This is a genomic window from Methanothermobacter crinale (genome assembly GCF_055397825.1).
Genome location: NZ_AP042450.1, coordinates 16,900 through 38,574 on the forward strand (window position 1 = coordinate 16,900; position 21,675 = coordinate 38,574).

Here is a 21,675-nt window from a genome sequence, read left to right on the forward strand (position 1 = left end):
CCTATTCTGTTTTTGCCATGCCTGATACTAGCAAGGCCGCTCCAACAGCCCCTATATATTGGGAGTTTTCCGGTACTATTATTTCTATGCCTCCTAGTATGTCGCTCATGGCCTCTACTAGTCCTTCGATGAGTGATGTGCCACCTACCTGTATTACTGGTTCTCTCACGTCTATTTCTTGGAGTTGTTGTTCGTAGACTTGTTCTGCTACTGAGTGACATGCTGCTGCTGCAACGTCTTCTCTGGTGCTTCCTGCTGCTAGTGCTGTTACAAGGTCTTGGATTCCGAATACTATGCAGTAGCTGTCTAATGGCGTTTTATGGTAGTCTCCTTGGATGGCGAGTGAGCCTAGCTCGGTTATGTCTACCCCTAGTCTTCTTGCCGTTATTTCGAGGAATCTTCCTGAGGCTCCTGCGCAGATTCCCCCCATTGTGAAGTTGTCTGGTATGCTGTCGTGTACTGTTATGACCTTGTTGTCCATTCCTCCTATGTCTATGACTGTCGCTTCACCTTTTTGGTGATTTGCTAGGAATACTGCGCCTTTGGAGTTCACGCTTAACTCTTCTTGTATTAAGTCTGCGTTGAAGCGTCTTCCTATTGTGAGTCTGCCGTATCCTGTGACCCCCATGCCTTCTATATCCTCTATTTTGTAGTCTGTTTCCTTGAAGGCTTCTTTCATACCTTCTTCCGCGGAGCTTATAACGTCTGTTGTAGGTATCCATCCCGTGCCTATGATTTCATTGTTTTCCATTAACACTACCTTGGTTGTTGTCGAGCCTGAATCTATCCCTAGTGTGAGTCCTTCCTGTTTTTCCCTTGCTAGTATGCTTTTTCTTGATACTATGGTTGAAAGTGCTTCCATTCTAATGAATAGTTCGTCTGCCTTAGTTCTTTCCGTGAATGAGTAGGTTACAACTGGTAGTCTTGTATTTTGTTGGATGAATCTTCTTATCTCATTTCTTACTAGTGCTCCTTCAGCGCATCTGAAACATGTTGCTATGAATACGGCGTCAGCGTCTGTTCTTCCCTCTACGACTGACATGGCCCTTGCTATCATGAGTTTTATACCTGAACTTGCGCATTCAAAGCCGAATTTTTCATATGCTTCTTCTATATAATCTATGTCCGTTTCTGGGATGATTATTTCGGCTCCGAATGTCTCAGCCGCCCTTTCTATCTCTTTTTGAACGCCACTATATTCTGTACCACATGATATTTGGGCTATTTTAACCATTTTCAGCCTCCAATCTATCTAGGAATGTGTTTATCTTATTAACTACTTCTATTGTCTCTTCGCGACTTCTTGGATACTTTAATTCTAGTATGGGTACTTTTTTTTGTCTTAGGTAGTATACGCAGAGTTCATTGGTCCTTGAGCATCCCATGCAACCGAAGCCGAATGGGGCGTCTTCCATGATTATAGCAGCGTCAGCTTCCTCGATTAGGGGGCCGAATATTGACATTCGCCCTCTAACTCCTGATGGGACTTCTATCGCGGCATATTTGAGCCCTTTTAGGGGGTCTTCTTGTGTTATGTTGAATGGTGGTGAATCGATTTCAGGGTCTGTTACCTTTTTCCTTATCTCTTTTTGTAGTATGAGGGGTTCGTGGCCTTTTCTCTCCACAAGGTCTGCTAGTATAAGGGAGTTTGGTGGGAATATCGCCACTTTCAATGTTTACTCCTCCTTTCCCTTGTTTGTGGGGGTTGGTCTTCTTGAAATTTCTCTGACATCTGTGAATATGCCCTTTGTTATGTCGACGATGCCTATGGCCCCTATAATTTCCCCTTTTTCTTTCAGTGGGACTACGATGACTGGCGTGCCCTTGTATGGTCCTGTTTCTGGGATTTCTCTCGCGGTTTTCCCTGTTCTTAGAACTTTTTCAAGTACTGGTCCCGTGTAGTTGTAATCTAATATTTCGCCCTCTTCTAGTCTGAGGCCTTTTTTTTCTCTGCTTCTTATTGTGAGGGGTAGGCGTCCTACAAGTTCGTGTATACAAGTTGCGAGTTCTTTGAGTTCTTTCCCGGTTGATGATGGGGTTATCTCCATTTTAAACCCTCATTATATCCTCGGCTATCTTCTTGAAAGTTTTAATGTCTATTCTTTTCTTCTCATGGAGGCTTACCTTCTGTGGCTTTGATAGGGCTTCGCTCACATATCCTAATAATTTGAATTCTTTTTCGAGTTGGTGGAAGCCTTCTCTGGCACCACCCCTGTGTGCCCTGCACCTTCTAGGGTCTCCTGGTGGGAATCCTCTCTCTTTTAGGAATATGTTGTTCGGGTCGAATTCTCTTATCTCCTTGGCGGCTCTTTCCACGAGTTCTTTTTCTCCGTGGATTAACGCACCATAGCAGGTGGATTTTATTGTGAGTGGTAGGCCCATCATGTGAATCTTGTGGACGAGTTCGGCTGGGCTTAAGTTTGCATTCGGCCCCAGTATTACCATCCTCGTGGATTCATCTTGACTTTTTTTCTCTAACATAGACTGTATCTCCCTCTTTGAATTTTTCAACATTTTCCAGGCCTTTTGTTATCCTCCCTATTATGTTTGTGGCGTTGAATGGTTCGCCTGTTGGGCCAAATTCGTCGTTGTCTTCGAGTCTTACTCCGATCAGGCCCACATGGTGGCGTGACATATTGGTCACTCCTAGTTCCCCTGCCCTGACGCATCCTGTTGGCGTGTTCTCTGGTATTATGCCCTTGGCTTCGCTTTTCTCGCCTTTGAACATCACTACTTTCATGCCTGGGAAGGCGAAGTGGACTTCTATTGATCCTATGGGCGAGTCTATGAGTCCTGAGATTTTTTTGAAGTACCATGTTGAGCGTGGTGCTTTTTCATCCATCTCTATTTCTAGGAGTTTGTCTTCTTCGACGCCGAATGTTTTAACTTTCTTCTCTTTTAGGATGTCCATTGTATATTTGGGATCTTGTTTTACTATGATGGCTTTATCGTCTTGCAGGCCATCTCTTATCTGCTCTATTCCATGTTCTTGGAGGTATTTTTCCGCTTCTTTTTGTGTCATGTTAACTGTCATTATCCTGCCTGGTTCGCATTCTATTGTTATCTGGTCTCCTTGTCTTGCTATATCTATTAATTCCATTCCCTTTTGGACTGTTCCTATTAGGTTGTGTGATGGTGTTGAAACTCTGTCTTCTCGGTAAATGTATACGCGTCCAGCCCCTCTCCCCCTGTTCCTAAGGGTTACTGTCCCCCTTTTTCTCTGTTCTATGCGCTCTAAGCCCTTCCTGATACCCTCCAACGTGTAGAATCCTATGAATGAATTGGATTCGTAGTCTACTTTGACTTTACCATCCTCTACTAGTGAGAAGAAGTGTTCAACCGATTCTGGGGAATCCTCTGTGGGTTTTACTTTGACGTAGGTGAATATTTGGTTTCCATCTTCTAGTATGGTGTTAAGGTCTGTTACGGCGGCGCTTTCGATTATGCTTCTACGTTCTATCACGGGTTCGACTTCTTTAATGTGGTCGTCTTCTGTGAGTAGTAGTAGTGTTCTTCTACCTCCTGTTATCTTCGCGAAAACCCCCCTGTTGTATGGTGGGGCACCGTATATGCTTGAGTGTTCATCTTTGCTGAATATTACATGTGTAGATTCCGGGCTGAAACCTGAGAGGCTTAATATTACCTCGTTTTTATTGTATTGGTGTTCTTGGTGTGTGGGTTCTAGGCTTGTTTTGATGGGGCCTATGGCCACCTCGTCTGGTGTTGTCCATCTTATTCTTTGGCCTTTGAATTTTTTGTAATTTTCTCTCCAGGCTTTTATGAGTGGGTTGATCTTTTCATCTTCTAGTATTTCGATTATGATGCTTCCTGCTGTTGTTTTGATCTTGTATTTGTTGATGTGTTTTTCGAATTCTTCTTTTCCTTTTATGACGCCTATGACTGAACCTTCTATGTGGGGGGCTTTTGTGGCTTTTATAGCATCCTTTACTGTGGAGCCTTCGGGTAGTTCGACTTCTTGGCCGTTGATTTTAATCAGCAAATTATTCTCCCCCATTTTTTTGGGTTTCTTCTCGTATCCCCATTATCAGGTCTTTTTCAAAATCGAATAGTGTCCTTTTTTCATCATCTAGGGTGATGTAGAGTTTTTTTTCGTTTATTATCTCCCCAGCGACGGTTGAGGTTATGTTAACGGATTCTAATAGGCTTATACATTCTTTTGCATTTTTGGGTTTTGTTGTGAGGACGAAGCCGGCGCCTGGGTATAATCGCAGCCAATCCTCCCATTTGATGCCTTTTTTCTTGGGGATTTTTTCTAGTTGGATGGTTGCGCCAACATTCGATGCCTCTAGGAGCATTCCAAGGGTTCCTAGCGTCCCGGGGTTGCTTATGTCCTTGCCGGCTGTTACTAGTTTTTTTGATGCGATTTCTTCCATGATTTTTATCTGGGCTTTTACAAGTTCTGGTTCTTTGTGGCTTGTGGTGTCCCAGTTAAGTGGGAAGCTTGGGTGTTGTCTGCCATCTAGGTCTATGCCTATTATTATCTTATCTCCTGGTTTCGCATCACAGCTTGTTATAACAGCATCCTCAGAGACTAATCCCGTTATTGAAACGTCCAATGCATTATAGGGGGTGTCTGGGTGTACGTGGCCGCCTACCATGGGTACTCCGAATTTTTCCACACCGTCCTTTATGCCCTCCAAGACCTTCTGGCAGGTTTCTTTGTCCTTTACTGATAATACATTAACCATTCCAATGGGTTCCCCGCCCATCGCTGCAATGTCATTGACATTGACTAGTACTGAGCAGTACCCGGCCCAGTATGGGTCTGCTTCCATCAGACGCCCCCAGATGCCATCAGCGGCTATTAGGAGTAGTTTACCGTCCCCGATGCGTATTGCTGATGCATCATCTCCAAAACTAATATATGTTTTACTTGATACCTTGTCAACTTCATTGAGTAGGGATACAACCTCTCTTATGGGTTTTTTCCGTGTTATTCCCTCATAATTTTTCACGGATTCTATTATTGAATCTAGGTCCAATTGCCCACCTCAAAACTTATATTTCTTTTATAAGGTAGTGCACATTCATGTTATTTATAATCTTTAAGATCTTCTTTTTAAAATTTTCTATCTTCTCTATTTCAATTGTATACTTTTTCTTAAAGATTTCATTGAAGATTTTGCGGCCTATTATATCATCCCATCCCTTTTCGAATTCTATTATCATGGACCCTTTTGTTTTGAAGCCTTTCTCCACTACTTTGTCAATGTCTCCGTCTGTGATCCCGATGATTGGCACGTCAAACCTATAGAGTATGTCAGCCGCTACAAGGCTTGTGTCATCCCCTACTGTGACAACCAAGTCAGAGCCTTTTAGGGTGTAAATGTCCTCCGCGGCATGATCTAGGAACGCTACTTTAAGCTTCTTTTTGGGTTTTCTTGCCTTCACTTTCCTTGGTTTAATCTTATCAGATCTTCTGAGGAGTCCTGTTTTGACTATGGCCTTGTCGAGGTCTACTGGTCCCAGTTTTTCCACTCCATGTTTTTTCAGTTGCCCGCCGATGATCTCTTTTATTATCCCATCCTCAGCGACTAATATGACATTGTCTGAGGTTGCTTTGCCTATTACTATACCGTTTACGAAGATGTTCTCATCCTTGGATACCCCTATTATTCTCCGGTATACTCGCCCATCAGAGGGTCTATCATGCTCGTCTATATGCATTTTTTTTATTATATCTTCTGTTTTGACTAGTTGGAGGCCTAATTTGTCTGCGATTTCCTTTGCGAGTCTTTTGGCCGACTTGTGCCAGGGGATTACTGTACCGTCTTTTTCACCGGGTCTTTCGATTTGTATGAGTTTTGGTTTTGTTTTTGTTTTCATGAAGACTTTGTAGCCGAATCCATGGCCTGTAACCTTTGATTTTCCATAATTTAGTAGGAAGATTATGTCGTGGCCTTCTTTTGCGAGTTTGTCTATTGATTGGCTTGGGAGTCTTTTTTTGGAAATGTCGATTAGGTTTTCTAGGTGGGCGTCGTAGACTGCTGTTCTCCCCATTGTACCGCCGAGGAGTGCTTTGACTTTCCCATATTCTTTTAAGAGTTTTATTATTTTGAGGGCGTATCCTGAGTCTACAATCTGTGGGCCGTGGACTACTACACCGATTTTCATGGGTTATCATTTCCTTTTCTTTTTTATGATCTTGGAGCCACAGATTTCACATTGTGTTGATGGGTAGTTGTGGGGGTATCTTTTTTTGCATCCTATACAGATTTTTTCCCATTGGTATATTTCATTTATGCCCTCTGTTATGATTGCCTTGAACGGCACTTTTATTATTTTCATGATGTTTTGGATGGAGTAATCGTCTGTGATCATCATCACTTTTTCTTGTTCGTTTTTTAATTGTAGTGTTAATGCTATGATTTTTTTGTCTATCTTTGACAATCTCAGAATGTCGCCGGATCTTTCAGCGAGCCTTTCAGTTTCTTCAATGTATTCTTTTTTGGGGTTGATTATTTTGAGGTTGCCATCCTCTAGTGATTTTTCGAGGAGTATCCTCGATTTTAGGTCTTTTAGTTCTTCTGTAACCTCTGGTATTGTATAATTTTTTTCATCGGATGGGGTGTACCCTCCAATGAATGCAGAAGAATCTAGTATTTTATGATATTCTTCTAGTTTCATATTTTCACACCATATTGGATCCCTATTCTTGGATTGGGGGTTCTATGATCATCCTATTATTGTATGGTACCATTATATTCTTTTTATTAGATCTGGCGAAAAGTTTTTAAATGTTTGAAAACATATACTTGGAATGGGTAGGGTTTGGGACATTCAAACTTATTTTGGTCGTCCAACTTGGAATCGAAGCCGCCTCCAATCCAAAGAAAAACCCTACCCCCGCCATTTTAAGGTAACTATAATATATTATCTCTTTGATAAAGGGTTTTAGGTATGAAGAGTAGGACGATGGAAGAGCATAGGAAAACGGCACCATCCATGATAAAATGTGCTATAATAACACTAAGTGACTCCCAGGCACGTGAACATGGAACAGTTGAAAGACCCCCATCTACTGACATTTCAGGCCGGTTACTCTATGAAAATTTAAAGGAGAAGTATCAGGTTATGGGATACAAGCTTATAGGTGATGATCCAGAGAGTCTTATAGCAGCGGTGAATGAAATGATCCGCCAGGGTGCTATGGTCATATTCACAACTGGTGGTACAGGGATTGGGAAAAGGGATATTACCATTGAAACTTTAAGGGGATTATTCGAAAAAGAATTGGAAGGTTTTGGGGAGATCTTCAGATACGAGTCCTATAAGGAGTTAGGGGCTGGTGTTATCATAACAAGGGCCACTGCAGGCATATACAAGGATTCTCTTATCATAGCCCTCCCAGGTTCTCCTAATGCCGTTAAGATGGGGTTAGGTATTATCCTAGAGGAGCTTGGACATATTATCAAACATGTGAGGGAACACCCAAACCATTAAGTTTATATATGAGAACCTTTAGAGATAGGAAATGCAACTTCACCCCCCAAAAAAAAAAAGACTATTTTTTTATTCCACAGAAGGTGGCTTCCAAAAAATAGTGGGAGAGTTTCCAGCTCCCCCCACCATCTAATTTGTTTTCACCCCCCCAAAGGTATCGAGGAAGCCACCACACCCCCAACATATTTATTAGAATAAAAACCCAAATTATTATTATGAAAACCCTTGTAGCATATTATTCAAGAAGTGGGAACACCCGTAAAGTCGCGAAGAGGATTGCTTCAACACTCAAATGCGACATCGAAGAAATACATAGCAAACAAGACTTTTCAGGGCCTATTGGACTTCTGAGGCTAGGCTATCATGCTCTAATGAAAAAAGAGGCCATGCTAAAAGCCTATGAAAAGGATCCTAGAGATTATGAGCTTGTTATCATTGGAACGCCTATATGGGCTGCTAGACCATCACTCCCCATCATCACATATTTAAAAGAGAACAAAGAAAAGTTCAAAAAAGTCGCCTTTTTCTGCACATATGCTGGTTCAGGATTTGAAGATACAATAAAGGTCATGAAAGAAATAACAGGAAAGGAACCAGTAGCCACTCTAGATGTTACCGGCTCAGAGATAAAAGACAAATCCTACCATGATAAAATAGAATCTTTCATAGAAGATGTGAAGGCGGGGGATTAGGGCGAGTCTATATCCTCAAAGTAGGGTTTTATGTCGATGACATAGGAGCCGTCAACAGCATCTAAACCATTCACAGTAAGATCACAATCCTCCACCTTCTTCAATTCAACAAGACATAAACCTATGGGATTAGGCCTTGAAGGCGCCCTTGTTGAAAAAACACCCCTTTTTCTCCCACCACCCCGTGGAACGACTTTGAGAAGGTTACGCTCAGCCTTATCCATCCAATAAAGGATGAAATAATATTCATATTTCATGATACCATCTAATGCTTCCTGAAATTCTGGGAAGATATGGATTACACTGTCTTTTTTTGAATAAACGCCCTGAGGCGGTGCCTCTGAAACATTTTTATAAGGGGATCTAATAATACCCACAGGCTTCAAAATTATTTTCATATAAACTCACCTAAGATATGCTAAACATAATATTATATGCCTATGAATATCAATAATAGGTAACCTAGGTGAGATGATGATCTTTTTTGATATTGATAAAACATTGCTTATAGGTTCACATTGCCACTTTTATTCATTTAAAAAGGCCTTTAAAGACATTTATGGCGTTGATGTCACCCTAAATATCCATAATATCCAGGGGATGACTGATAAACAGATAATATACTATTTTGCAAAGGAAAATGATATACATATACATGATTTTGATGATATTAGAGAAAAGATAGTATACCATTACAAGAAAAACCTGAAAAGAGAGAAAATAAAGCCTTTAGATGGGGCTCATGAAATACTAGACACCATAGAGGATATGGAGATTCCCACGGGAATAGTTACAGGTAACATAGAGGATATAGCCTGGCTTAAATTAAAAAAGGCGAAATTTGATGACCATTTCAGTTTCGGCGGTTTTGGGGATGAAGGATGTAAAAGGAGCACAATCCTACAAATAGCCTTAAACAAGGCTAAAAAAATCTACAATAATATAAACCCAAAAAATAGCATATTAGTAGGGGACACTCCAAGGGATATGAAAGCCGGGAAAAAAGTGGGTACACTTACAATCGGCGTGGCCACGGGAGACTTCACCATAGAGAATCTAAAAAAGGCCGGGGCAGACCATGTGCTTAAAAGTCTAAAAGAGAGGGAAAAATTCATAAAGATAATCCGAAAAAATATGATATCATGCGAATATTCATAACCGGCGCCACTGGGATGCTCGGCAAAGACCTAGTAAAAACGCTTTCAGATCATCATAAGATAATCACAAAAAAGAGTGGACATCACCATCCTTGAGGATCTGCTAGAGTTTATCGGCAGATCCAAACCAGATATAATAATACACACAGCAGCGTTCACAGACGTTGATGCCGCAGAATCAGAAAAGAACAAAGCCTATAAGGTTAACGTCCTCGGCACAAGGAACGTTACATTAGCTGCTTCCAAGGTTAAGGCTCCAATAGTCTACATATCAACCGATTACATCTTTGATGGCGAAAAAAAGAGAGGGCTATTATGAATTCGACAAACCAAACCCTATAAACTTTTATGGACTCACTAAATACCTTGGGGAAGTATGTGTAAGAGAGTTTACCAACAAATTCTACATTGTAAGGACATCATGGCTTTTCGGAAAACATGGAAGAAACTTTGTAAAGACAATCCTAAAATTAGCCGAAGAAAATGAAAAGATACAAGTAGTTGATGATCAGATAGGATCCCCAACCTACACTTTAGATCTTGCAAAGGCCATAGGAAAACTCATTAGAAAACAGGCCTATGGTATCTACCATATAACTAGCAGTGGCCATTGTTCATGGTATGAATTTGCAAAAGAAGTGTTTAAAGAGGCCGACATTAACATAAGCCTAGAACCAGTGAATAGTAATGAGTTCAAAAGACCCGCCAGAAGACCTAAATGTTCCATTCTAAAAAATTATAATTGGAAAATGGAAGGATTCCCCACTCTAAGAAATTATAGGCTGGCTTTACAAGACTATCTCATGGGGTTGGAATTTTGAAAGGAATAGTACTCGCTGGAGGGTCCGGAACCCGCCTCTACCCAATAACAAGGGCTGTTTCAAAACAATTACTCCCAGTATATGATAAGCCAATGATATATTATCCATTATCTGTTCTAATGCTCGCAGGTATAAGAGACATCCTAATCATATCAACACCCCGTGACCTGCCACTCTACAAGGACCTTCTAGGGAGCGGGGACCAATTTGGTGTTAAATTTTCATATAAGATCCAGGAAGAGCCCGGGGGGACGCGGACGCGTTTCTGGTGGGGGAAGATTTCATCGGCGATGAAAAAGTAGCCCTCATACTCGGAGATAATATATTTTATGGTTACCGTTTCACTGAGATACTTGAAAGGGCCGCTTCACTCAAAGAAGGTGCTATCATCTTCGGATATTATGTTAAGGATCCGAGGGAGTTTGGCGTGGTTGAATTTGATGATGGGAATGTCATATCATTAGAAGAGAAACCTGAAAAGCCAAAATCAAATTATGTTGTCCCAGGCTTATACTTTTACGACAATCAAGTGGTTGAGATCGCCAAGGAGATAAAAACCCTCTGAGAGGGGTGAACTAGAAATAACATCAGTTAACCAAGTCTACTTTAAAATGGGGAAAGTGAAGGTTGAAATACTTGGAAGAGGGATGGCTTGGTTGGACACAGGAACCCCAATTGGATTGCTCGAGGCAAGTAGTTTTATTGAGGCAATACAGAGAAGACAAGGATTCTATATAGCATGCCTAGAGGAGATAGCATACAATAAAGGGTGAATAGATAAAGAAAAGTCCTTGAACAATCAGAGAAGCTTAAAAATACGGATTATGGAAAATACTTGGCCGATCTTGTACGAGAGTGATATTAATGGGAAAATTCAAATTCACGAAGGGTAGACTCGATGGCCCCTTTGTTATCAAACCATTGGCTTTCGAGGATGAAAGAGGATACTTCATGGAACATATAATATGAGAGAATTCGAGAAAGCTGGACTGAAGGTAAAATTTGTCCAAGACAACGAATCAAAGTCAAAGAAAGGCGTCTTAAGGGGTTTGCATTTCCAGTATAAGAAACCCCAGGGCAAACTTGTAAGAGCTATAAAGGGGAAGATCTTTGATGTTGCAGTGGATCTCCGCAAAGGCTCGCCAACATATGGGGAATGGGAAGCTGTCATATTATCCGAAGAGAACAAAAAACAATTTTATATACCTGAAGGGTTCGCGCACGGCTTCTTAGTCCTCTCAGACCATGCTATAGTAGATTATAAGTGCACAGAATTTTACTACCCAGAATATGAGGGTGGCATACGCTGGGATGACCCTACCATTTCCATCAAATGGCCTCTAAACCAGGTAGATAAGATCATATTATCAGAAAAGGATAAAAATTGGAAGACCCTAGATGAGAAGCCCATAAAATTATAGGCTTGATAAAAAATGAGGATTATAGTGACTGGGGGCGCCGGTTTCATAGGAAGCAACTTCATAAGATACATGCTAAAAGAGCACCCAAAGTATGAGATAATAAACTTGGACGCTCTCACATACTGTGGAAACCTTGAAAACCTTCAAGGAGTTGATGACAGTCCAAATTACAAGTTCGTGAAAGGTGATATCACGGACAAGAGGCTGGTGAATGATCTTACCAAGGACGCGGATGTTATAATAAACTTCGCAGCCGAATCGCACGTGGACAGGAGCATCCAAAACCCTGATAAATTTCTTAAAACCAATGTAATAGGGACGCAAACATTACTAGAAGCCGCTAAAAGGCATGATATACAAAAATATATACAAATGTCAACAGATGAAGTGTATGGATCCTGTGAAAAGTGCTATTTCACTGAGGAAACGCCACTATCCCCTAACAGTCCCTATGCGGCGAGTAAAGCCTCAGCAGACCTATTTGTAAGGGCGTACCATAAAACCTACGACCTCCCAGTTAATATCACACGTTCATCCAACAATTACGGCCCATACCAGTTCCCTGAAAAATTCATACCCCTCATGATAACAAACGCCCTCGAAAACAAACCCCTACCTATCTACGGTGACGGGACGAACATAAGGGATTGGATCCACGTATATGATCATTGCAGGGCCATAGACCTGGTACTTCACCATGCCAAGCCAGGGGAAATCTACAATATTAGTGGGGGTAACGAAAAAAAGAACATAGAAGTTGTGAAACTCATCCTAGAAATACTTGGAAAGGATGAATCATTCATAAGATTCGTGGAAGACAGGCCAGGCCATGATCAGAGGTATGCCATGGACTCCAAGAAGATAAAAAGGGAACTAGGATGGAGGCCAACATATAAATTCAGGGAGGGAGTGGAGGAGACAATAAAATGGTACATCCAGAATAGGAGATGGTGGGAGAATATAAAAACCGGCGAATACCAAGAATATTATGAGAAAATGTATGGAAAACGATTATATGATTAAAGGGCCGATATTCACAGGGAGAACATACCAAGAATACATTCAAATGTTCAATTTAAGCATTGAAAAATTGAAGGGTAAGAGTATATTGGATTGTGCAGCGGGTGCAAGCTCATTCACCCCGATCATGCACAGTCTAGGATTTGATGTCAAAGCAGTTGACACATTCTATGATAAAAGTCCCAGGATACTCTATCAGATGTGCGCCGAGCACTTGAAGGTCCTTAAAAAGGCCTTGGAGAAAAAAGGCTCCTATATTTGGAAGTTTTATAAGGATCCTGATGAGATGTTCAGGGAACGTTTAAAGGCTTGTAAGATTTTCATGTCTGATTACAAGATGGGTAAAGGTGAAAGGTATATAATGGCTGATGTTAGGGAGCTTCCATTTCCGGATGACAGTTTTCATCTTGTACTATGCTCCCACTTACTTTATATTTATGATCACAGACTTGACTGGAAATTCCACCTAGAGAGTATTAATGAAATGTTAAGGGTATCAAAGGGTGAGGTGAGAATATACCCTCTTGTAAAAGAGGATGGTAGAAAGTCTATCTACTTGAAACGGACATTAGAGCATCTCCAGGGAAAGGTTGATGCTAAACTAGAAAGGGTGGATTATATTTTCAGACCATCAGCAGATGAAATGCTTCGCCTAGTCAAGTCTTTATCTGTTCTATGATGGCTTTGTGCATCCTTTTTATGAACTCTATCCTTTCTTCATATTTTAGAACATCAAGGTATCCTTGTGCGACTAGGTTGAATGCAAATGGCGATGGTATCCTCGTGTCTATCTTCTCTATCCTCATCGCACCATCTTTTATCCATTTAAGGACTTTTTTAGCATTCTTTATATCCATGTAGTCTTCTAGGACCTCTCTTCTCGCCTCTTTTAGTATTGGGAAATTTTCATCCAATTCTTTAACAAAATTTAATAATATTCTGCTTTTTACTTGTTGTCTCCCAACTGATTTTTCTTTGCCTTTGTAACGGCGGAGTATCATTAGTGAACGCGCAGCACAGTGCCTGAACCTGCCTGTTAGTGTTTCTGTCTTGTCAATGGCCCATGTGAGGATCCTCCGCAGATTTTCAGGGTCTAATCTTTGTAATGATTCCAGTCCGCCCATTTTACCATCAGAGCTCAGATAAAACCCATTGTCTGTTACTGATATCATAACATCCCTCTTGTATTTTTTGGCGATGATATATGCTATGGCACGGGATAGTGCGTCATTAACTCGTCTGCCAAACAAACCATGGAATACTATGAATTTCCTCCCACCGAATCCTTTATAGAATTCAACGAGTAAACGGCGCTTGCTAGGTATCTTCGCATAAAGGTATTGTTCTCTGAAATACTGGTAGATTGCATGGGCTGCATTATAATCAAGGTGAAGATAATCCACTATAAACTCTATTATCTCACTTTTACTCCTACCATAATGAAACTTAGCATCTAAGACGTCCCTGAAACGTTGTATGTCAACTGCCAGGTCAAATGATAAAGGTAATTGTTCTGAGAACCATGATGGTATTGTTGGGGGTCCAGAAGCTGGGGTTACGTTAACTGTCATGCCCCTGGTATAATTGAACCTGTAAATTTTACCTCCTAATACGAATGTGTCACCTTTTCGCAATTTCTCGAGGAATTCTTCATCTATTCTACCAACAACTTTCCCTTTACATTTCACAACAGCAGAGCTTCTGTCAGGTATTGTTCCGATGTTCGTGGAATAGAGCATCCTTGCAAGTTTTCCGCGGCGTCCGAACTCTCCATTTTCATGGTCCAACCAAATCTTAGCATAAACATAACGTTCCTCGAGGTCTGCATATTCACCTGCAAGATACTTTAAGACCTTCATATAATCTTCCCTTGAAAGGTTCCGGTAACAGTAGCTTCTCTTCACAACCTCTAAAGCATAATCCAAACTCCATCTGTGTTCTATAGCCATACCATATAAGTGTTGGGCTAATACATCCAGGCAATTTTCTGGTATGTTTATTTCATCGATTTTGCCCTCGAGACAATTTTTAAGTATCATGGCACATTCAACTAAATCGTCCCTGTCAGTTACTATGATACGACCCTTTGATTTTTCATGTAATCGATGCCCACTTCTCCCTATGCGTTGCAAGGCCCTTGAAACTGACTTGGGTGAACTTAGGAGTATGACTAGGTCGATGTATCCAATATCTATTCCAAGTTCCAATGATGTTGATGATACGACTGCCTTTAGTTTACCATTTTTTAGTTTGTCCTCGGCTTCTAGTCTCAGTTCCCTTGAGAGGGATGAGTGGTGGGCCATTATATTATCATCATTGTATTTGTCGGGGAAACGGCTTTTTAGGTTGTAGACTACGCTTTCTGTGCCGCTTCGAGTGTTGGTGAATATTAAGGTTGTTTTATGTTCGCTTATAAGCTCGTCGAGTATGTCATAAATGGCATTGTTAACTTCTTCAGGGTCTGCGGCTACTATATCATCTACTGGGCATATGAGTTCTAGGTCCAATTTTTTCCTATAATCTACGTCGATTATTAGACAATCACGGGGTTTTCCTTCATGGTATCCTACAAGGAATTTCGCGATCCTCTCTAGTGGGTGTACTGTAGCTGATAATCCTATCCTTATGAAGTCTCCTATAATGTGCTGTAAACGTTCAAGGCTTAGTGAGAGGTGAACTCCCCTCTTGTTATCTGCTAGGGCGTGTATTTCATCAACTATAACATATTTTACATGGGAGAGTTTTTTCCTGAACTTTGGGGCTACTAGTATGATTGCGAGGGTCTCTGGTGTTGTGATGAGTATGTGTGGTGGTTTCCTGAGCATCCTTGAACGTTCGCTTTGTGTTGTGTCACCTGTTCTAACAGCCTTTCTTATCCCAAGTTTTTTTCCTGCTATTTTTTGGATCTCTTTAAGGGGTTCGTCAAGGTTCTTTTCTATGTCATTGTCGAGGGCCTTAAGGGGTGATACATAGATACAATAGACCTTATCTTCTAGTTCTCCTTTTTCAGCTAGTCTAGTTAATTCGCTTATTATTGATAGGAATGCTGTGAGAGTTTTACCCGAGCCGGTGGGTGAGGATATTAGCACGTTTTTCCCATTGTGTATTTCCTTTATAGCATACCTTTGGGCTTCTGTGAAATCCTTGAACCGGCTTTTGAACCATCTTCTAACCCATGGGTGGAGTATAGCATATATTTCCTTGGAGTTGTACTTTTTCTCTTGTTTTTTTATCATCACAATCCCCTTACCAGTTGCTCTCCCATAATCCTTGTGATGTCCTCCACCGTCCCAAAATCGAACACTTTGAAATCTTCCACTGCATATACTCTGAACTTTGATAATTTGCTTTCTTTTAGAAAGGGTGAGATTATAGCCTCGTGCAGTATATCTGAACCTTCGGTCACGAAATTGAATGATGGCATAACAACCAATTTTTTACCCTGGAATGGGCCTTTAATGTAGCATTTAATCTTTTCTATCCTCTCACCACTCCTAAGGCCTATGCAAGGGTGTTCATGGCCTATTATTATAGTTTGGGTTTTTATTTTCTCTGGGATGTGGTGGCCATGAGTTATGAGATGATTTTGGAATTCCATAGAATCTACTATCTTAAAGTTTTTCAGCTGTGATAGGTATGGTATGATGGGGTCATGGTTGCCTTTTATTAAAGTGATTTTTTTGAAATTTTCTTCTAGATAATCTAGTAGTTTTTTAAGTTCCCTGTTCTCTTGGTAGCTGACTTTACCAAATTCGTGTTTTAGGTCGCCATTTATTATTATGTTCTCGGCTCCTGAAGATTCTTTTATCTTGTCAATCCTGTCTATTATCTTCCTGAATTGGAAACTGGGGAGCATGAAACCTTCCCTGTTGAGGTATTGTTCATATCCTAGGTGTAGGTCTGCGATTATCATCGTATCCTCTATCAAAAGTGCCAAGTCGCAAATTTCAAGGTTTTTGGTTATCTTGAATAAGCCGATCATATTCCCCCATCTTATTTAATTAGAGTAGGTTAAAAGTTTGGAGAATGTTTTTACAATCACCCACACGGTTTTTTTTTTTGGAATTTTAGGTGATTTTGAGACTATTTAGTATGAAGTCTAAATTCTTTTTTTCCTCTTCAAACTTTTCGATCCTGCAACTGAATACTAGTTGGTAATATTGCTCTCCTCGTGTCTTCTCGATGAAAATAACCACATACTTGTATTTGCCATTATGTGATGTTGAGATTATCTGATATGCTCTCATTCCATTTATTGTTAAGGCGTTTTCGGAATCTATCCTAGAACCTTGATGGATTATCATTAATCCAGTGTTTGGCCTATAGTAGGATGTTCCACTTCTGGCACTCTTGTAGAAATTTACAATCTCTTCTAGGGAGGTTGCTGAGCCAACATTTAATACATCAAAACGGGTTTTTTTATCATGAACATCACGGACACTGAACATTGAATAATTTAACATTTCTCCTAGTTGTTCTGAAACTTTTGTAACATTACTTTTCCCCCAACCAGCGGGGTAGGTGAGTGATGGGGCTTCTTCCCAACCCGCAGGGTAAACAAAGGAAACATTGCCCTTGGAGAATGTTTTAGGCCCACTATCCTCTGGGGACTTGAAGGAGATTATGAGAAAAGCCATAATTAAAACAGCAACTACTATTATTATTAGATGTTTACGTGACATTTATCCCTCCCCTTTGACATACTATGATAGAGATCATTTATGTACTTTGGGGCATACTTGATGTGGAGGGACCCTTTATCAGTTAGGTGACCGCTTCTTGGATAACAATAAGGCCTTTAAAATTTTGGTGGATTTGACTAGGGGTAAACCTGAATAGATGATTCCGAGGGGATGATTCTAATGATTAACGAGAAAGATGACAAGATTATTATGATTGATAGTCTTCCATGCACCCTTGAGTCAGTTGATGTTCTTATCAACCTTCTTGAAGATGAAAGTCACCCTGTAAGGTTCGCCGCGGCCGAGAAATTAGCCAAGTGCGGTAAAATATCAGTTAATAGGCTTCTTGAAGTATTAAATAAAAAAAGGGGACTTGTGAGGAGGTATATTATATTCGCTCTTAAAAAGATTGGCGATCCCAAGGTTACAGACCATCTTATTAAAGCGCTTGAAGATGAAGACTGGGGTGTTAGGAAGTTCGCTGCACGGGCCCTTGGGGAATTAGGTGATAAAAGAGCCGTGGAACCCCTTATAAATGTCCTTGAGGATGAAGATTGGGGTGTGAAGCTTGCAGCTGTAAGGTCCCTCGGCGACTTGAAGGATGAGCGGGCAATAGAACCCATAAAAAAGGCAAGGAGGAAAGGTGATAAAGAATTTAAAAAGGCTGCTAATCAAGCCCTAAAGAAAATACAATCTTAATGGGGATGTTCCTTGTAGATTTCCGGGCGTCTGTTTTCCAAGACTGGTAATCTTCTTCTAACCTTTTCCACCCGTGAAAGGTCTATTTCAACGTTTTTAATGGTCTCATAAGCGCCAGCCTCATATATGATAGACCCCCAAGGATCCACTACCATCGAATGGCCATAAGCCACATACTCCGCCTTTTTATCACGGGCAGGGGACACTGCAACCACGAATACTTGGTTATCTATAGCCCTGGCCCTTATCAACGTTTTCCAGTGGGCGGGGCCTGTTACCATATTAAAGGCCCCTGGGAATGTGAGTATCCTAGCCCCTTGGAGTGTCATGATCCTTGAAAGTTCTGGGAATCTTATATCATAACATATACCTATTCCTATCTTCGTATGGTCTATTCTAACTATTGTAGGGGTTTCCCCAGCTAATAATGTGTCTGATTCTTTGAAGACTATCTTATCCGGGATGTTGATATCGAATAGATGAATTTTCCTGTGCTTTCCTATAATTTCACCTTCTGGGTTTATGACAAATGACGTGTTATATATGCCCTTTTTTGTTTTTTCAGGTATTGAACCTGCTATAATATGAACTTGGGATTCCATTGCAACTTCCCTTAGTTTAGTTATTGTGGGGCCGTTTTGCATCTCGGCATATTCTCGGAATTTACTATTATCATAAGGGCAGTTAAACATCTCAGGAAGTACTATGGTCTCGGATCCTTCCCTAGCGAGTTCTCTGATCATCTTCTCCGCCCTTTTGAGGTTTTCCTCCTTTTTATCCACGACCTTCATTTGACACAATCCCAGGTTCATTTTAAACCCCCACACATGTGGACATCCCCCTTTTTCCGCAGATAAAAAAATAATAATATTATAATGATTATAATCATAATTAATCTCTGGGATATAAATTGTACCCCCCCGGGGTTTTTTGAGGTAGTGATTATGGATCCTTATAATGAAATGGATAGGATAAGAGAATCTCTGCGACGTGAAGGTTATATAGCTGATGATAATATCCTAGTTGTCATCTTCCTAGCTTTTAATTTGAAGAAACCCATCCTAGTGGAGGGGCCCCCAGGCACTGGTAAAACCGAACTTGCAAAAAAGGTTGCCAGTGCATTTAACCTGGATTTTTTCAGGATACAATGTTATGAGGGCATAACCTTTGAGCAGATCGTTGGTGAATGGAATTACCAGAAACAACTGTTAACACTTGAGAAGGCTAGGATAACTGGTGTTGATGAGGATGTTTTCAAGGAGGAGTTCTTCATAAAGAGACCCTTACTTTCGGCTTTCATAAATGATAGACCATCCCTTATACTTATAGATGAGATAGACAAGGCCGATGAGGAAGTTGAAAGTTTCCTCCTCCAGGCTTTAGGCGAGAAACAGATTACAGTTAACGATCTTGGAACATTCGAATTAGAAAATGACTTAATGGTATTTTTAACATCTAATTCCCAGAGGAACCTCCTTGATGAGACCAGGGACCGCTGTTTATACCTTTATATTGATTATCCGAGCCCTGAAAAGGAAATGGAGATAGTGAAAACCCAGGTGCCATCCGCGCCCTCCAAGTTGATAGAAGAGGTTGTTAAGGTCATCCAGGAGATAAGAAGATTAGATATTATGAAGAAGCCTTCCATCAGAGCCACCGTGGATTGGGTTAAAACCCTCATAACCCTTGGAAGGGACAGATTAGACAGGAAAACCCTCGAGGATACGATTGGTGTCGTGCTTAAAAACCAACACGACAAGGAAAGGATGAAAAGTTTCGATTTCCGAAGATAAAAAAGGGGGTATAGTGGGAGGGGTGTAATGTATAAAATATTAGAATTATCTGATAATCTTCGGAGAAAAGGAGTGCCCGTAAGTATAAGGAGTACAAAACTGGCATATTCAGTATATGAGATCTTTAATAAGGGAGAGCATCTTAGGAGGGCTCTTGCATCTGTTTATGTGAAGGATAAAAGACACATGGAACTTTTCCAAGAAGCTTTCGACGAGGTATTCCATGGTAAAGAAAAGAAAAGTGAAGAAACACAATTAAGGGTTAGGAGAGATTCCAGGATAAAAACTGAAAAAACCAAGGACATGCCCCTAGTTGAGGATGAGCTGGACTTCCAACCCCCAATTGAGGAACTTCTCGACCTTGACCGCGATGAAAGATCACTCCTTGAAATGGATGTTAGCAGACTAGACTTCTTTGACACTAGACTATTCGAGTTGTGCAAGAAACTCGGTCTTAAAATTGCTAATAGACGCTCTAGAAGATTTAAAGGTTCAAAGTTTGGCCGCCCAGATATAAGAAAAAGCATACGCAAAAACCTTAAATGTGGTGGCGCGCTCATAGAACTTGTCAATAAAAAGCCCCCGGTTAAAAAGAGTCAACACATTTTCTTATGTGATGTTAGCGGATCCTGTGACTGGATAAGTAACTGGTTTTTTTGTATAGTCTACGCGGCACAACACACATTTTATAATTCCCGTTTTTTCGACTTTGATAATAAAATCGTTGAGACAACTAAAGCCCTCCAAGAGGACGATCTCCTAGCAGCCTTCCAGAACTTGAGAGTTTCCAGGCAACAAAATATGATGCTACATGGCACATCCAACATGTACACTGCATTTAAGGAATTCAAAGAGAAAGTTGTGTTCCCACCACGCTCCCACCTTATAATATTAAGTGATTGTCGTGACTGGGCCGGGCCACGTGAAGGTGGCGTCCCATTAAGTGCCATGGTCCTTGAGGAGATCTGTCAACGTTGCCGTAAGGTTCTAATATTGAATCCTGAAGATAAAAATAAGTGGGATGTTGTTGACAGTTGCGTCTCATATTATATAGATGCAGGTGCTAGTGTAAGGGAGGTTAGAAGTCTCAGACAACTTGCAGAGACTATCGAGAAGATATAAACTTGTCCAAGGTCATCTTATAGCCTTTTTTCAATTCCCGGGGCGGTTCTAGGCTCTTAAATTCTAGGCCTTCTGCTTCTAGTAATTCCCTGGCATCATGTGTTATTGATGGCGCGACTAAAACACCCCTCACACCATGTTTGTCGTCCTTGAAATCTTCCAAGTATCTTTTAAGTTGCCTCACAGCACTTACACCAGCCCTTCTACTCTTCAACTCCAACACCATCAATGAGCCGTTCTCATCCTTCCCTAGGATGTCTATAAAACCATTTGATGTCTGATATTCCCTTGTTATGGGCCTGAAGCCTTTTTCGATAATATCAGGGGATTCTAGTATGAGCCGTCGCATGTCTTCTTCATGGCCAGCTACTTCCAATTCATGGACGTCCTTGACAAGATAATAGGAGAGGGTGTGAACCTTTTCCATTTCTACCATGAGCTTCTCTGCCGGTTTCCTCCTTATACTCTCAACTAAGATCTTCCCATCTTCTATTTTCACTTTTGCCTTCGATCCTGGAGGTTGCCAGTTAACTGGTTCCACTTTCCGATCCTGGTGTATCAGAAATGACCCATCAGGTTTTATTATTATTAGTCTTTCCCCGGGGCCTAGTCTGCTCTTGGCACGACCATAATAGCGTACCTTGCAACATGAAAATATTATGATCATGGCCTTTTTACGGAGGCCCTCTTTTATTATCCTGCAGCTTTCTTCGCTTGTGGGGTTCTCCAAGCTTATGAATCTCGTATTAGCCATCTTCAATCACTTTATATAATTATTGTTGCTTATTATACTCTAAAGTTTCC

General features: G+C 40.9%; 24 protein-coding genes and 2 pseudogenes. 12 read left to right on the top strand and 14 right to left on the bottom strand.

Going from position 1 to position 21,675, the window contains the following annotated elements:
* Window position 1: 1 nt before the first annotated feature.
* From ACZ5XX_RS00390 to ACZ5XX_RS00425, 8 genes are read right to left on the bottom strand one after another with little or no spacing between them, the layout of a single operon-like run.
* Window positions 2-1,234: a methanogenesis marker 15 protein gene (locus ACZ5XX_RS00390; RefSeq protein WP_464584514.1), complete on the bottom strand. Its 1,233-nt coding sequence runs from the start codon at window positions 1,232-1,234 to the stop codon at window positions 2-4.
* Complete coding sequence (locus tag ACZ5XX_RS00395) at window positions 1,227-1,673, bottom strand: methanogenesis marker 5 protein (RefSeq protein ID WP_464584516.1); 447 nt, start codon at window positions 1,671-1,673, stop codon at window positions 1,227-1,229. The genes ACZ5XX_RS00390 and ACZ5XX_RS00395 overlap by 8 nt, the downstream gene beginning before the upstream one ends.
* Window positions 1,674-1,676: 3 nt before the next feature.
* Window positions 1,677-2,048, bottom strand: a complete 372-nt coding sequence (locus ACZ5XX_RS00400; RefSeq protein WP_464584518.1) for a DUF2111 domain-containing protein — start codon at window positions 2,046-2,048, stop codon at window positions 1,677-1,679.
* 1 nt (window position 2,049) lies between these two features.
* Window positions 2,050-2,514 carry a methanogenesis marker 6 protein gene (locus ACZ5XX_RS00405; RefSeq protein ID WP_464584520.1) on the bottom strand — a complete coding sequence of 155 codons (465 nt, stop codon included), beginning with the start codon at window positions 2,512-2,514 and terminating at the stop codon, window positions 2,050-2,052.
* Window positions 2,456-4,000 (bottom strand): methyl-coenzyme M reductase-associated protein Mmp3, encoded by a 1,545-nt coding sequence (gene mmp3 / locus ACZ5XX_RS00410; protein WP_464584522.1) that lies wholly within the window; start codon window positions 3,998-4,000, stop codon window positions 2,456-2,458. Before mmp3 ends, ACZ5XX_RS00405 begins: the two co-directional genes overlap by 59 nt.
* Window position 4,001: 1 nt before the next feature.
* The gene (locus tag ACZ5XX_RS00415; RefSeq protein ID WP_464584524.1) at window positions 4,002-5,003 is read right to left on the bottom strand and encodes a methanogenesis marker 2 protein; all 1,002 of its coding nucleotides are present in this window, start codon (window positions 5,001-5,003) and stop codon (window positions 4,002-4,004) included.
* Window positions 5,004-5,019: 16 nt separating this feature from the next.
* Window positions 5,020-6,135, bottom strand: coding sequence for a DUF2117 domain-containing protein (locus tag ACZ5XX_RS00420; RefSeq protein ID WP_464584526.1), 1,116 nt, complete (start codon window positions 6,133-6,135; stop codon window positions 5,020-5,022).
* A 6-nt stretch (window positions 6,136-6,141) separates the two neighbouring features.
* Entirely contained in the window at window positions 6,142-6,648 is a 507-nt protein-coding gene (locus tag ACZ5XX_RS00425) for an NOB1 family endonuclease (RefSeq protein WP_464584528.1), read from the bottom strand.
* 273 nt (window positions 6,649-6,921) lie between these two features.
* On the opposite strand from ACZ5XX_RS00425, the gene ACZ5XX_RS00430 reads away from it, so the two are divergent.
* Window positions 6,922-7,464, top strand: a complete 543-nt coding sequence (locus ACZ5XX_RS00430; RefSeq protein WP_464584530.1) for a MogA/MoaB family molybdenum cofactor biosynthesis protein — start codon at window positions 6,922-6,924, stop codon at window positions 7,462-7,464.
* A gap of 215 nt (window positions 7,465-7,679) precedes the next feature.
* Window positions 7,680-8,156: a flavodoxin family protein gene (locus ACZ5XX_RS00435; protein ID WP_464584532.1), complete on the top strand. Its 477-nt coding sequence runs from the start codon at window positions 7,680-7,682 to the stop codon at window positions 8,154-8,156.
* On the opposite strand, the gene tsaA is transcribed toward ACZ5XX_RS00435, so the two are convergent.
* Complete coding sequence (gene tsaA / locus ACZ5XX_RS00440) at window positions 8,153-8,554, bottom strand: tRNA (N6-threonylcarbamoyladenosine(37)-N6)-methyltransferase TrmO (RefSeq protein ID WP_464584534.1); 402 nt, start codon at window positions 8,552-8,554, stop codon at window positions 8,153-8,155. The two genes, ACZ5XX_RS00435 and tsaA, sit on opposite strands and share 4 nt — an antisense overlap.
* Window positions 8,555-8,630: 76 nt before the next feature.
* Between tsaA and ACZ5XX_RS00445 the strand changes: the two genes are divergently transcribed.
* From ACZ5XX_RS00445 to ACZ5XX_RS00475, 7 genes and pseudogenes are all read left to right on the top strand, one after another.
* Window positions 8,631-9,314 carry an HAD family hydrolase gene (locus tag ACZ5XX_RS00445; protein WP_464584536.1) on the top strand — a complete coding sequence of 228 codons (684 nt, stop codon included), beginning with the start codon at window positions 8,631-8,633 and terminating at the stop codon, window positions 9,312-9,314.
* Between the two features lie 75 nt (window positions 9,315-9,389).
* Complete coding sequence (locus ACZ5XX_RS00450; protein ID WP_464584538.1) at window positions 9,390-9,632, top strand: sugar nucleotide-binding protein; 243 nt, start codon at window positions 9,390-9,392, stop codon at window positions 9,630-9,632.
* Window positions 9,604-10,134, top strand: coding sequence for an SDR family oxidoreductase (locus ACZ5XX_RS00455; protein WP_464584540.1), 531 nt, complete (start codon window positions 9,604-9,606; stop codon window positions 10,132-10,134). Before ACZ5XX_RS00450 ends, ACZ5XX_RS00455 begins: the two co-directional genes overlap by 29 nt.
* A pseudogene (gene rfbA / locus ACZ5XX_RS00460) lies at window positions 10,131-10,993 on the top strand (glucose-1-phosphate thymidylyltransferase RfbA). The gene ACZ5XX_RS00455 and the pseudogene rfbA overlap by 4 nt, the downstream one beginning before the upstream one ends.
* 5 nt (window positions 10,994-10,998) lie before the next feature.
* Window positions 10,999-11,555, top strand: a pseudogene (gene rfbC / locus ACZ5XX_RS00465) (dTDP-4-dehydrorhamnose 3,5-epimerase).
* Between the two features lie 12 nt (window positions 11,556-11,567).
* Window positions 11,568-12,578, top strand: a complete 1,011-nt coding sequence (gene rfbB, locus ACZ5XX_RS00470) for a dTDP-glucose 4,6-dehydratase (protein ID WP_464584542.1) — start codon at window positions 11,568-11,570, stop codon at window positions 12,576-12,578.
* Window positions 12,544-13,254 carry a class I SAM-dependent methyltransferase gene (locus tag ACZ5XX_RS00475; protein ID WP_464584544.1) on the top strand — a complete coding sequence of 237 codons (711 nt, stop codon included), beginning with the start codon at window positions 12,544-12,546 and terminating at the stop codon, window positions 13,252-13,254. The genes rfbB and ACZ5XX_RS00475 overlap by 35 nt, the downstream gene beginning before the upstream one ends.
* Here the strand turns inward: ACZ5XX_RS00475 and ACZ5XX_RS00480 are convergent.
* The 3 genes from ACZ5XX_RS00480 to ACZ5XX_RS00490 form a co-directional block, all read right to left on the bottom strand.
* Window positions 13,232-15,811 carry an ATP-dependent helicase gene (locus ACZ5XX_RS00480; protein ID WP_464584546.1) on the bottom strand — a complete coding sequence of 860 codons (2,580 nt, stop codon included), beginning with the start codon at window positions 15,809-15,811 and terminating at the stop codon, window positions 13,232-13,234. The two genes, ACZ5XX_RS00475 and ACZ5XX_RS00480, sit on opposite strands and share 23 nt — an antisense overlap.
* On the bottom strand, window positions 15,811-16,557 hold the full coding sequence (locus ACZ5XX_RS00485) for a metallophosphoesterase (RefSeq protein WP_464584549.1): 747 nt from the start codon (window positions 16,555-16,557) through the stop codon (window positions 15,811-15,813). The genes ACZ5XX_RS00480 and ACZ5XX_RS00485 overlap by 1 nt, the downstream gene beginning before the upstream one ends.
* 85 nt (window positions 16,558-16,642) lie before the next feature.
* Window positions 16,643-17,257 (bottom strand): hypothetical protein, encoded by a 615-nt coding sequence (locus tag ACZ5XX_RS00490; RefSeq protein ID WP_464584551.1) that lies wholly within the window; start codon window positions 17,255-17,257, stop codon window positions 16,643-16,645.
* 180 nt (window positions 17,258-17,437) lie between these two features.
* On the opposite strand from ACZ5XX_RS00490, the gene ACZ5XX_RS00495 reads away from it, so the two are divergent.
* On the top strand, window positions 17,438-17,956 hold the full coding sequence (locus ACZ5XX_RS00495; protein WP_464584553.1) for a HEAT repeat domain-containing protein: 519 nt from the start codon (window positions 17,438-17,440) through the stop codon (window positions 17,954-17,956).
* Here ACZ5XX_RS00495 and ACZ5XX_RS00500 read toward each other — a convergent pair.
* Complete coding sequence (locus tag ACZ5XX_RS00500) at window positions 17,953-18,768, bottom strand: carbon-nitrogen hydrolase family protein (protein ID WP_464584555.1); 816 nt, start codon at window positions 18,766-18,768, stop codon at window positions 17,953-17,955. The genes ACZ5XX_RS00495 and ACZ5XX_RS00500 overlap by 4 nt on opposite strands.
* 150 nt (window positions 18,769-18,918) lie before the next feature.
* Between ACZ5XX_RS00500 and ACZ5XX_RS00505 the strand changes: the two genes are divergently transcribed.
* Both ACZ5XX_RS00505 and ACZ5XX_RS00510 read left to right on the top strand, forming a co-directional pair.
* Window positions 18,919-19,749: an AAA family ATPase gene (locus ACZ5XX_RS00505; protein ID WP_464584557.1), complete on the top strand. Its 831-nt coding sequence runs from the start codon at window positions 18,919-18,921 to the stop codon at window positions 19,747-19,749.
* Between the two features lie 27 nt (window positions 19,750-19,776).
* Window positions 19,777-20,871: a vWA domain-containing protein gene (locus tag ACZ5XX_RS00510; protein ID WP_464584559.1), complete on the top strand. Its 1,095-nt coding sequence runs from the start codon at window positions 19,777-19,779 to the stop codon at window positions 20,869-20,871.
* On the opposite strand, the gene nucS is transcribed toward ACZ5XX_RS00510, so the two are convergent.
* Window positions 20,855-21,625, bottom strand: a complete 771-nt coding sequence (gene nucS, locus ACZ5XX_RS00515; RefSeq protein ID WP_464584561.1) for an endonuclease NucS — start codon at window positions 21,623-21,625, stop codon at window positions 20,855-20,857. The genes ACZ5XX_RS00510 and nucS overlap by 17 nt on opposite strands.
* Between the last annotated feature and the right edge of the window lie 50 nt (window positions 21,626-21,675).